Here is a 12,088-nt window from a genome sequence, read left to right on the forward strand (position 1 = left end):
TGTAAACGCTAGAATAAAGTTGACAGTTTTTGCTCGATAGGATTTTACACTTTTGCTCAATCAACCTACTACTTTAGTAAAATAGAGCGTGACGTTATTTTACTGGAGGTTAGGATTTTGGAGGAGAAGTTAGTGTTATACATAAAGATTCATGAATTACATAAGAGAAAGTTTAAAATAGCACAAATCGCTAAGGAGCTGAAGATTTCAAGACCGACTGTCTATAAGTATTTAGGCATGACATTTGAGGAAGCAAAAACATACACGGAGCAGCCTTTGGGGAAGAAGAAAAAACTAGATCTTTATAAAGACTGGATACTAGCCTGGCTGGAAGAGTATCCTCACTTGAGTAGTGCCCAAATTTATGATTGGCTTTTGGAGAGATATCCCGACCTCCTGGTCGGTGAAAGTACGATGAGAGCGTATGTGAAAGATATTCGAGAAGTCTATCAGATTGAGAAAGAGGTTACTGTCCGTCAATACGAAGCTGTTCCAGAACAACCGATGGGTAAACAACTTCAGGTCGACTGGGGGATCACAAGACAGAAAACGACTGACAACAAAGAAATCAAACTGTACTTTATTGCCTTTGTATTGGCCCACTCCAGACAAAAATATACGGAATGGCAGACCCATCCTTTCACCACAAGAGATGCGATTCGCTGCCATGAAAATGCATTTCAGTTCTATGGAGGACGAACAGAAGAAATCGTCTATGACCAGGATAACTTGATCGCAGTGAGTGAAAATGCGGGACAGCTGCTTTTAACAACTGAGTTTCAAAGCTATGTAAATGAACGAAAATTTAACGTTTATCTGTGCAGAAGAGCTGACCCAGAATCTAAAGGTATGATTGAAAATGTAGTGAAATACGTAAAAGGCAATTTCTCAGACAGTCGTGTGTTTAGCGACATAGAAGACTGGAATGAACGAGCAAGACAATGGCTCGTACGTACTGGAAACCATAAGGTTCACCAGACAACGAAAAAAAGACCAGCAGAAGTGTTTCTCCTCGAAAAGCAACACTTACAGCCAGTCTCTTCATTACTTTCATATGAAAGTACCAATAACCAAAGTATAACAAGAAGTGTAAGCAAGGACAATACGATCCGATACAAATCAAACCGTTATTCCGTCCCATTAGGGACTTATCAAACAATGAGTGAAAATCTTGTGTGGATTGAAGTGAAGGACGAAGATTATCAGACCCTTGTCATTCGCAGAGAAGCAAAAGGTGATGTCATTGCCGAGCATATGATTAGCTTAGAAAAAGGAAAACTTATTCAAAACCGTCATCATACCCGTGATCGCTCCAAAGGGGTTGAAGAGTTTAAGCAACACCTCATCTCTTACTTTGAAGATCAGATTCAGGCAACTACTTATTTAGATGAGATTAGTCAAAGATACCCAAGGTATCGTCGAGATCAATTTGTGATTATCAATAAGATCATTCAACGATATCCAGCGTTAATTGATACTGTTTTGACCAAGTGCCTGACAGAGAAATTATACAATGCGAATGATTTTCGTGATATTGCCCATCACCTTGATACATTGCGAGACGGACCAAATGAAGAGGTACAATCCTTGCATACCATTCTACCAAAACATTCTCATATCAAAGCCTCTACCCGTTCTCTAAATGCCTATACCAGCATTTTAGGAGGTAGAAGCTGATGAATAAGACTGTACATGAACTACAAGATCTATTCCGTCAGTTACGTTTATCAGAGACTGCGGAGGAGCTGCCACAGCTTCTTCGCGAAGCTGAAAAAGCATCATGGACCTACTTGGAATTTTTAGAGTCTATCACTCGATATGAATTAGCCAAACGTGAAGCGAAAAGCCTTGAAAAGAGAATGAAATGGGCACGCTTCCCTTTCGTGAAGTCGTTAGATGAGTTTGAGTTGAAAGGACAAAACGTTCTGACGGCTCGTCAGCTTTCTCAACTTCGAGAATTAAGCTGGCTAGAGCAACAGTACAATTTAATTCTTCTAGGTCCCCCCGGCATTGGAAAAACATACATCGCAATTGGGCTTGGACTTGAAGCTGTATACAGAGGGTTCAATGTTTATTTCGCTACAATGGGTGAACTTGTGCAGCTACTAAAATCAGAAGAATATTTGAATAAATCTAAAGTTCAACTCAAAAGAATGAGAAATGCCGATCTTGTGATCATCGATGATTTAATGTATATGGCCATGGATCAGAGAGAAGCAAACTTGTTCTTTCATTTGATTAATCATTTATACGAACGAAGTTCGATCATCCTGACTTCAAATAAAAGTCCAGATGAATGGGGTAATTTAATTGGTGATCAAGGGATTACAACAGCTATTTTAGATCGCTTACTTCATCGTGTGGAAGTCATCCATGGTGGTGAAAACGAGGAGAGTCATCGTATGAAAAACCGGAAAAGCATTTTTTCAGCAAAAGTGTAAAAAGGAAACGAGCAAAAAGTGTAAAATTCGACTTGACGTCTACACGGGGACATCTATTTTCATCCCCAATCCAAAAAAGATCACTTTTTTATCACTACGTGGATTGATTTCTTTACGAATTCGTTCAACTTCACTTTCGTCTGACAAACGGGAGAAAAAATCGAATGATTCTTTGTTCCCTTTACTCCAGTCCGGATCAGCGCTGCCCGCTAATGTAAATTGATAGTCCATGTCTGTATAGGCTTCTTTTAACTGAATTAAATGTTCCTCATCCAAAAGACCATGATATGCCGTATACCAGGTGAAATTAGATATTCCTATCGTCGGAATAGAAAGCTTTCTCCCTGGCTTAAACGGCAGCGGACTTATATCAGAAATGATGAGATCAACATTATTAGCAATTAGAAATTCTTCTTCTGCATTTTGCTTTGATGAAAAAGAATCCATAAACTTTAGATAGCTCTTTTCCAAAAGCTTTTTATCAACATCCATACTGTTGGCTTTTAAAACATATCCAACATCTGTTTGAATCTCCCTATAGCTAATATTTAACCCATTCAATGATTCCTTAAGAAATTGAACCCCAAAGGAATGACAGATTATGATCTTTAACGGTGTTGTAGATTGATTGAATAATTCCCTGATTACAGCAACACTCCTCGTACAGTGACCAAGCCCATAATCAGAAATATAATAAGCAATTGTTTTCATCATTAACTCCTCAATCCATCTTTACTAATAAAGCCCTTTCCCGTCTTTCTCATTCTCCAGAGTATATAGAAGATAATACCGAGCGTACCACCAACTGTATCTAACACAACATCCTGAACAAGAGGAGTACGACCTCCTGTTACATATTGATGAAACTCATCTAGTGCAGCAAAACACACGATGAAAATAAAGGTGCATGCAACAGCAATTCCGATATCTCGAAACAAATAGTATATAAAACTGCATAAGAAAACACTAATTACAAAAAACAACGATAAATGAGCAAATTTCCGTAAAATAAATTCAACAAAACCTGAATAACCCTGATTTTCAATACTCACACGTGTATGAGAATATGTAAAATCTACCCACATTAATTGATCCTTGAAAAACTCTTTTGCCAACAAACGATCTAGTAACGGTACGATTGTTTGCTGTTCATAGGTCTGAGAGGATGAATAAACGACCAGCCCCATAAAAATAATCATGGGCAGGAGCCGAATGAAAATCCCCTTTGGCGTTACATTGAGACGATCCCGGGCTTCTTCTATAACTACTTTTAACATTCAACCAACTCAAGCGGCAATCCATCAGGATCAGAGAAGAAGGTAAATCGCTTATTTGTAAAAGGATCCACACGAACTTCTTCTACTTCGATGTTATAAGTCTTCAAATATGTGATACATCGATCAAGATCCTCTACAGAAAATGCGAGATGACGTAACCCTGATGCCTCCGGTAGGGAGACTCTTGCAGGTGGGTTTGGAAATGAAAATAGTTCAATTTGAAAACCATTTCCCTGCAAATCAAGTTTATAAGATTCTCTCTCTTCACGGTAATACTCATGTGCTATTTTAAAGTCTAAGACGTTTGTGTAAAAGAACTTAGAGCGTTCATAATCACTGGCGATTATGGCAATATGATGGATGGTTTGAAACATATGATCACCTTTCTTTAACGAAAAATAAGCCTCCTTGCAACGCAAGGAGGCAAGAACTTACACTTTAACTTTCGAACGATAGCCCATCGGATTCAATTGAGCCCACCGCCAGGCAGTAGACACCATCGTCTCTAAAGAGGCATACTGAGGTTTCCAGCCTAATTCTTCTTGCGCTTTTTTAGAAGAAGCAACAAGCTGGGCCGGGTCCCCTGCTCGACGTGGAGAATTAACAGTAGGAATTTCTTTGCCTGTTACCTTTGCAACAACATCGATAACTTCCTTTACACTATATCCATTGCCATTCCCGAGATTAAACGTTCCACTTTGATTGGTTTTATTCATGTAGTCTAAAGCTAAAATATGCGCATTTACCAAGTCCTGAACGTGAATGTAATCTCGGATACAAGTGCCGTCCGGTGTAGGGTAATCCTCACCAAATATTTTTATCTCTTGGCGCTGGCCTGATGCAACCTGTAGGACAATTGGTATTAAATGAGTCTCTGGATTGTGATCCTCCCCGATTGTTCCTTCAAGATCCGCTCCTGCAACATTAAAGTACCGAAGTACTACATAATTCAACTCATGTGCTAACTTTGTCCAATGCAACATTCGCTCAATAGCAAGTTTCGTTTCACCATATGGGTTTGTAGGCAACGTTGTATCATTTTCTAAAATAGGAATCGACTTGGGTTCACCGTAAGTAGCAGCTGTAGAGGAGAAAACGATCTTTTTCACCCCATACTCAACCATTACCTTTAAAAGTGTATTTGCCCCACCAACATTATTATCATAATAAGTAAGCGGCTGCTCCATACTTACACCAACAAGAGAATCTGCCGCAAAATGCATAACAGCATCGATGGATTCTGTATCAAAAACACTTTTCAAGAATAATTCATCGCGTAAATCACCCTGATAAAACATAGCCTTTTCATGAACTGCTTCACGATGACCTGTACTTAAATTATCTACCACAACTACTGAGTGCCCTTGTCTAACAAGAATGGTTACAGCATGACTACCAATATAACCAGCACCACCAACTACCAAAATACTCATTGTTTGCACCCCTTATATTGTCTGATGAACTAATGCTAGTACTTCGTTTTCAATTTGGTTAATTAATTCCTTAGAATGTTCTACAGATGATCCTTGAACACCAAAATAAAACTTACATTTCGGCTCGGTACCTGATGGACGAATACTGAACCATGAACCATCAGCTAGGAAATACTTAAGTACATTAGAAGACGGGAGTTCTATCTTATTTGTTACACCATTTGTTAAATCTGTTCGCAATTGAGTTGAATAATCTTCTACAACAACTACAGAAACTCCACCAATCTCAATAGGTGGAGCAGCTCTAAATCCAGTTAATATTGACTGAATTTGTTCTGCACCATCTTTCCCTTTTAAGGTAATAGAGTGAAGAGATTCTTTAAAATAACCATAGCGTTCAAATAACTCTAATAGGCCGTCATAGAGTGTTTTACCTTGTTCTTTATAATACGCTGCCACTTCAGCAGCAACTAATGCCGCCTGAACTGCATCTTTATCTCGAACAAAGTCACCAATCAGATAACCATAGCTTTCTTCATAACCAAAAAGGAATGTGTGTTTACCAGTTGTCTCAAACTGCTGAATTTTCTCTCCAATAAACTTAAATCCTGTAAGTGTATCGTACGTAGGCACCCCAAAATCTTCTGCAATAACTCGTCCAATTTCAGAAGTAACATTTGTTTTAATAACAGCTGCATTTTCTGGGAGTGTTCCTTTTTCTGTTTTAATGGTCAGTAAATAATGAAGCATTAAAGCACCAAGTTGATTTCCAGTTAATATTTCAAACTCACCTTCATGATTTCTAACTGCTACACCTAAGCGGTCAGTATCAGGGTCTGTCCCCATTAATATATCAGCATCGATCATTTCTCCATCACGAATGGCTAATGTAAAAGCCTCATGTTCTTCCGGGTTTGGTGAGGCAACCGTTGAGAAGTTTGGATCTGGGAGCTCCTGTTCTTTTACGATATGCACATTTTCAAAGCCCGCTCTTTTTAAGCCTTCGCGTATTGGTATATTTCCGGTACCATGTAGAGGAGTGAACACTATTTTCAATACTTTTTTTGCTTCAGTTAAGTCCTCAGACTGCTGAAGAGTGAGCAGCTGATGTTGATAAGGCTCGTCAATTTCTTCAAGAATATAAGTAAGCAAACCGGTTTCTAGCAAAGACTGTTCACTTGCTACTTCTACCGTCAATGGGTCTTCAATACGTTCAATATACTGTATCATACGATCAGCCATCATCGGTGGTATTTGTCCTCCATCAGGACCGTATACTTTATAACCATTATATTCTGGTGGATTATGGCTTGCTGTCATGACAACCCCCGCGAAAGCGTGTAAATAGCGAATCGCAAACGAACACTCAGGAGTTGGACGAAGCTCTTTAAACAGATATACCTTAACGCCAGCATGACCAAGGGTCTTAGCAGTTTCAAGCGCTAATTCCGGTGACTGGTAACGAGAGTCATAGGCAATAACTACCCCACGTGTCATTGCTTCTTCTCCTTGCTCAACGATATATTGAGCTAACCCTGCAGATGCTTTACGGACAGTGTATATGTTCATTCTATTTGTTCCGGCCCCTAATTCCCCACGCATTCCACCAGTACCGAATTCAAAATTTTTATAAAAACAGTCTTCTACTTCTTTTTCTGATAATCTAAGTAATTCTTCTTTCAAGTTTAAATCTAATTGTTCAAATTCAAGCCATTTCTTATATGTAGTCATGATCCGTATTCCTTTCAAATTAAAAAGAGGTGGGATCCCCACCTCTTTGCAAGTAATTAATAAATAAATTTTGCCTTAGCCTGTAGAAACTCTCTTAACACATCATCCCATTCAAAATAAATACGTTCAAAGTCTTCATCACTAATGCCTTGACCAGTTTGAACTTCGATAAACTCCAGATCCTTGAATGCTTTTATTCCATGTTTTTTACCAGCCGGCAAATGAATAATATCTCCTGCTTTAACCCTTGTCACATGATCATCTAAAGCAAGTTCTCCCTCCCCACGGACAATCGTCCAAACTTCATCGCGAAGTCTATGAAAATGGAAAGATGAGTTAGCTCCTGCTTTAATATGAATGCGCTTAGTGACCATCTCTTGACCATCTTCATATTTAGCATAGTCAAGCACTCGAGACCATCCCCATATGCGCTCTTCATACATAGGTTTTTGATCATAATCAGCCACGATTTCCTTGATCTTATGGCTGGATGCTTTATCCGCCACTAAAATACCATCCGGACTTGCAGCTACAACTAAATTTTCAGTTCCGATTACAGTCACCGGAATATCAAGTTCATTTATTAGGTGAGTGTTGATATTGTCATCACAAAGTGTTCCTTTACCAATAGAAGCCGTTCCCATCTCTTCAGTAAGTGTATTCCATGTTCCGAGATCTTTCCAATAACCCTCATACGGTACAGCAACAATCTTCTTTGCTTTTTCTACTACTTCATAGTCAAAACTGATTTTTGGAAGATCGCTGTAAGATTCACTTAATCTCGTATAATCTAAAGACCATCCTTTGTCACGAAGGATATTCAATAAATAACCTAATCGAAAACCAAATACCCCACTGTTCCATATAGCCTTTTGGGCTAGTAACTCTTCAGCTTTTTCTTCTGCTGGCTTCTCAGCAAAGTGGGCAACATCCAACCACTTGCCATTTTCTAATATCTCATTTGGAACAATGTATCCATACTTTGTAGAAGGATAAGTAGGCTGTACTCCCATTAATCCTAGATCTGCCCCAGTATGTAATAACGCTTTTTCAACTTCTCTAACACTATCAAAGAAATGATCTTCTACATAAGGATCGACTGGCAGCACCATAACCGTTTCGTTCTCATCTACACTTTCTTCAGAATATAAATAAGCACTTGCAAGAGCGATAGCAGGAAATGTGTCACGACGTTCTGGTTCTACCACAATTGGAACGTTGGCCCCCACTTGACTGTGGATCATATCCCGTTGCATTTTAGAAGTAGCAATTAGAGTAGACTCAGCTAAACCGACTTTATTAATTTGTCCCCACACGCGTTGAACCATAGACTGTAATTCATTTTTATCGTCTTGCAACATTTTTAAAAATTGCTTGGAGCGATTATCGTTTGATAACGGCCATAACCTTTTGCCTGAACCACCGGATAGTAAAATAAGTTTCATCAAAGCCCCTCCAAAAAAAAAACCAGATACAAATGATCTGGCTTTTTTTACTTTTATACAAATGTCATTTCTAATGTATTTACTGTTTCTCGACCAATGGAGTCGTAGACAATTTTATGCTTTTTGACTTCATGAATGTTGAAGCAGTTCCGACCATCTAATACAATTGGTGTTTTCATTACTAAGTTAAAAATTGAAAGATCTACTTGCTTGACTTCATCCCATTCCGTAAAAATAAAACAAACATCAGCTTCCCTTAGCGTCTCTTCTATTGATGTGCTGTAAGTAATATCATCCGAATACAACTTTTGAAAGTTTTCGATGCCAACAGGGTCCCATGCTTTTACTATCGCCCCATCTTCGATCATCAGTGGAATGTTTACAAGTGTAGGAGCTTCTCTCAGATCATCTGTGCCAGGCTTGAACGTTAAGCCCAAAACTGCAACAGTTAAACCTTTTAAACTATCAAAATAACGTCTCGATTTTTTATAGAGCTTCAACTTCTGATTTTCATTTACATCAATGGCTGCTTTAACTGTTCTGAGTTCATAATCATGGAAATTTGCTAACCAGTGAAGTGCTTTTGTATCTTTCGGGAAACATGATCCTCCATAACCAATCCCAGCGTTTAAAAACTTATTTCCAATTCGCCCGTCAAAGCCCATACCATGTGCCACATCTTCAATATCAGCACCTATGATTTCACAAAGGTTTGCAATTTCATTAATAAAAGATATTTTTAATGCGAGAAAGTCATTGGATGCATATTTAATCATCTCTGCGCTTTTACGATTAGTTACAAGGATTGGTGCATTAAATTCTTCATACACTTGTTTTAAAATTTCCCCAGCGCTTTTATCTTCAACTCCAATTACAATACGAGAGCTATGTAATGTATCTTTGACTGCACTTCCTTGGGATAAAAATTCCGGGTTAGAAGCAACAGATACTTTCACATCATGCTTTAGGTTAGATTCAATTAACTCTTGAATTTTATCATTTGTTCCAATTGGAACTGTTGACTTAACTACAATGACACAGTCATTTTTAACACTATTTGCAATTTGCTCTGCCACACCGTAAACATATTGCAAGTCTGCAGAGCCGTCAGGTTTCTCTGGTGTTCCTACACCAATAAAAATAACATCTGCATTATGGTATGCTTCTACATAGTTAGATGTAAATAAGAGTTTTGCCATATTCTTTTTCATAAGGTCTTGTAAACCTGGTTCGTAGATTGGAGAAATTCCTGATTGCATTAAAGATATTTTGTTTTCATCTATATCAACACATGTAACCGAATGCCCATACTCAGCTAGACAAACGCCTGTAACCAAACCAACATATCCAGTACCTGCTACGGCAATTTTCAATTTATTCACCCTATCTTCCTAAGATTTTATTACAAGATTTATCGTTTCACGATACTTGTCGATAGAGATTTCTTGTTTCAGAAACTTATCCAAATACTCTCTGCCGTTCATCCCTATAGAGATTAATTTTTCCTCTTCCAACATAGACAACTCTTCTATTTTTTTTATCAATTCGTTATAGTCTTGGGGCTCAATTGTCACGCCACAATTACTCTTGTGTATTAAAGAATATGCTTCACTACCTTGTTCTAACACTCCTAAAATAGGCTTTCCCGCTGCCATAACACCATATATTTTACTCGGAACAGATACACCTTTAATGCCTTTTTGGTTTACAACCAAATGAACATCTGCTGCGTTTAATGAGTATTTAATGTAATCCTTAGGTTGATAAGGTAAAAAATATACATTTTGAATACTATTACTTAATACAAAGTTCTCCATCTCTTCTTTTACTGCACCTTCTCCTATAAATACAAATACTATATTTTTATGATTTTTGAAGTGCAAAGAAACTTTTATAATATTCTCTAAATCATAAAAAAGTCCTATGTTTCCTGAATACATAACTACAAATTTATCTGTTAAATTATGTTTATTTAGAAATTCTTTTACATTATCATTTTCTTTATCTAATGGGATAATTTCTTTTTCATCTGTCCAGTTATTAATTACCACATTTTCAGGAACATTTTTATTATTAAATCGCCTTTTCAATGTTTCTTTCATGTCATTCCCAACTAAAATCACACAATCAGAATAACTGCAATTCAAATTATCAATCTTTCGTGCAGTTTCAAAAATAAATTTTTTGTTTGTATAATTAACCGCAGCTGCTTGTTCTGGATTGAAGTCTTGGATATTATATATGTGTTTTGTATTTTTGAAAAATTTTCCTATTGTACCTATAAGGCCTCCTAAAACTGGTGGCTGAGATATCGTATAAACGACATCTATCTTTTTTTCTTTAAGCAAGGCGAAATTAGCCAAGAAAAAATATGAAAATATATACTTTATTCTGCTTATTTTTGACTTTTTATTAACTTTAGGTAAACGAATTCGAAGAACCTTAATATTTTCCAAAAAATCTTCTTCAATAATTTTCTTTGAGCTAGACTCTTCCCCTGCATACCCCGGTTGAGCAGCGATTACGGTAATATCAAAATCGTTCTGAAGATTTAAACATAATTCAGTAAGCAATTGACCAGTTGAAGCTACATCTGGGTAAAAATAATTAATTACAAATACTACTTTATTTTTCAATACGATGCTCCTTTATTCATCATTACGATAAATTTGACAAATCATTATTATTATTAGAATTGTATATTAATTTTAAAAGAGTTACTTCAAATTATAATAATCACAATACCAATTTGTGAATTTTTGTAAACCATTTTCAATCGATGTATCTGGTTTAAATTTTATGTTTTTTTGAAGTAAGTCAATAGAAGCATATGTTGCAGGGACGTCTCCTGGCTTTATAGGTTCAAAAGATTTCTTAAAAACAACTTCCCTATTTAAAGAATTACTTAAACATCTTTCCAATATTTCTATAAAATGCATCAATTTCTCAGGATTATTATTTCCGATGTTGAATACTTTATGCAATGTATTCTTTTCATCTACAGGAGGTTTCTCAATTAATAGCTCGATGCCTTGTATAATATCATCAATGTAAGTAAAATCTCTGTAAAGATCATTATTAAAATCCCCGTTGTTAAAAACCTGAATCTCTCTGTTAGAGAAATAACTGTCCACAAATTTAAAATATGCCATATCCGGTCTTCCTAATGGTCCATAAACAGTGAAAAATCGCAGACCTGTTGAGGGGATTTTATATAGATGGCTATAAGTATTAGCCATTAGTTCATTTGATTTTTTAGTAGCTGCATACAATGAAATGGGATTATCAACCATATCTGTTTCTTCAAAAGGTACTTTTTTATTAGTACCATAAACTGAACTAGACGATGCATATAACAAATGCTCTACTGGGAAGTTCCTACACCCTTCAAGTACATTATAAAAACCTACTAAATTACTTTGGATATATGCATCCGGATTTTCAAGAGAATATCTTACTCCTGCTTGTGCAGCTAAATTTATAACCGTATGTGGTCGATATTTCGAAAATATTCCCATTACAGTTTCCTTTTCCGAAATATCTCCTTTAATAAATTCAAAGCTTTCGAAAATACTTAAATTCTCTAATCTAGTCTTTTTAAGACTCACATCATAGTAATCATTAAGATTATCTAAACCTATTACTTTACATCCTTTTTCTAAAAGAGATTTAGAAAGATGATATCCAATGAAGCCAGCTGCTCCGGTAACGAAAAACACTTTATTCTTATCGCTTTTTGAATCAATCATAATATTATCTCC

The 12,088-nt window shown here is 36.7% G+C and carries 11 protein-coding genes; 2 read left to right on the top strand and 9 right to left on the bottom strand.

What is annotated here, in order from left to right:
- Positions 1-132: 132 nt before the first annotated feature.
- Entirely contained in the window at positions 133-1,677 is a 1,545-nt protein-coding gene (gene istA / locus C4B60_RS13110) for an IS21 family transposase (RefSeq protein WP_104056617.1), read from the top strand.
- The gene (gene istB / locus C4B60_RS13115) at positions 1,677-2,441 is read left to right on the top strand and encodes an IS21-like element IS643 family helper ATPase IstB (protein ID WP_104055485.1); all 765 of its coding nucleotides are present in this window, start codon (positions 1,677-1,679) and stop codon (positions 2,439-2,441) included. Before istA ends, istB begins: the two co-directional genes overlap by 1 nt.
- A gap of 39 nt (positions 2,442-2,480) precedes the next feature.
- On the opposite strand, the gene C4B60_RS13120 is transcribed toward istB, so the two are convergent.
- From C4B60_RS13120 to C4B60_RS13160, 9 genes are all read right to left on the bottom strand, one after another.
- On the bottom strand, positions 2,481-3,152 hold the full coding sequence (locus C4B60_RS13120; protein ID WP_104058483.1) for a hypothetical protein: 672 nt from the start codon (positions 3,150-3,152) through the stop codon (positions 2,481-2,483).
- A gap of 2 nt (positions 3,153-3,154) precedes the next feature.
- Positions 3,155-3,718, bottom strand: coding sequence for a VanZ family protein (locus C4B60_RS13125; RefSeq protein WP_104058484.1), 564 nt, complete (start codon positions 3,716-3,718; stop codon positions 3,155-3,157).
- Entirely contained in the window at positions 3,712-4,092 is a 381-nt protein-coding gene (gene gloA2, locus C4B60_RS13130; RefSeq protein ID WP_104058485.1) for an SMU1112c/YaeR family gloxylase I-like metalloprotein, read from the bottom strand. The genes C4B60_RS13125 and gloA2 overlap by 7 nt, the downstream gene beginning before the upstream one ends.
- Before the next feature lie 57 nt (positions 4,093-4,149).
- A complete protein-coding gene (gene galE / locus C4B60_RS13135) occupies positions 4,150-5,151 on the bottom strand; it encodes a UDP-glucose 4-epimerase GalE (RefSeq protein WP_104058486.1) in 1,002 nt (333 codons plus the stop codon).
- A 12-nt stretch (positions 5,152-5,163) separates the two neighbouring features.
- Positions 5,164-6,882, bottom strand: coding sequence for a phospho-sugar mutase (locus tag C4B60_RS13140; protein ID WP_104058487.1), 1,719 nt, complete (start codon positions 6,880-6,882; stop codon positions 5,164-5,166).
- A gap of 56 nt (positions 6,883-6,938) precedes the next feature.
- On the bottom strand, positions 6,939-8,327 hold the full coding sequence (locus C4B60_RS13145; protein ID WP_104058488.1) for a sugar phosphate nucleotidyltransferase: 1,389 nt from the start codon (positions 8,325-8,327) through the stop codon (positions 6,939-6,941).
- Positions 8,328-8,380: 53 nt separating this feature from the next.
- Positions 8,381-9,700 (bottom strand): UDP-glucose dehydrogenase family protein, encoded by a 1,320-nt coding sequence (locus C4B60_RS13150; RefSeq protein ID WP_104058929.1) that lies wholly within the window; start codon positions 9,698-9,700, stop codon positions 8,381-8,383.
- A gap of 18 nt (positions 9,701-9,718) precedes the next feature.
- The gene (locus C4B60_RS13155; protein WP_104058489.1) at positions 9,719-10,963 is read right to left on the bottom strand and encodes a glycosyltransferase family 4 protein; all 1,245 of its coding nucleotides are present in this window, start codon (positions 10,961-10,963) and stop codon (positions 9,719-9,721) included.
- Between the two features lie 81 nt (positions 10,964-11,044).
- Positions 11,045-12,076, bottom strand: a complete 1,032-nt coding sequence (locus C4B60_RS13160) for a GDP-mannose 4,6-dehydratase (protein WP_104058490.1) — start codon at positions 12,074-12,076, stop codon at positions 11,045-11,047.
- Positions 12,077-12,088 lie beyond the last annotated feature (12 nt).

The organism is Jeotgalibacillus proteolyticus (assembly GCF_002926065.1).
Classification (GTDB): domain Bacteria; phylum Bacillota; class Bacilli; order Bacillales; family Jeotgalibacillaceae; genus Jeotgalibacillus; species Jeotgalibacillus proteolyticus.

Excerpts from the sequence above, each read along its gene's own strand:
- C4B60_RS13120 (WP_104058483.1), bottom strand. The coding sequence starts at position 3,152 with ATGAAAACAATTGCTTATTATATTTCTGATTATGGGCTTGGTCACTGT.
- C4B60_RS13125 (WP_104058484.1), bottom strand. The coding sequence starts at position 3,718 with ATGTTAAAAGTAGTTATAGAAGAAGCCCGGGATCGTCTCAATGTAACG.
- istB (WP_104055485.1), top strand. The coding sequence starts at position 1,677 with ATGAATAAGACTGTACATGAACTACAAGATCTATTCCGTCAGTTACGT.
- C4B60_RS13160 (WP_104058490.1), bottom strand. The coding sequence starts at position 12,076 with ATGATTGATTCAAAAAGCGATAAGAATAAAGTGTTTTTCGTTACCGGA.
- C4B60_RS13140 (WP_104058487.1), bottom strand. The coding sequence starts at position 6,882 with ATGACTACATATAAGAAATGGCTTGAATTTGAACAATTAGATTTAAAC.
- galE (WP_104058486.1), bottom strand. The coding sequence starts at position 5,151 with ATGAGTATTTTGGTAGTTGGTGGTGCTGGTTATATTGGTAGTCATGCT.
- gloA2 (WP_104058485.1), bottom strand. The coding sequence starts at position 4,092 with ATGTTTCAAACCATCCATCATATTGCCATAATCGCCAGTGATTATGAA.
- C4B60_RS13145 (WP_104058488.1), bottom strand. The coding sequence starts at position 8,327 with ATGAAACTTATTTTACTATCCGGTGGTTCAGGCAAAAGGTTATGGCCG.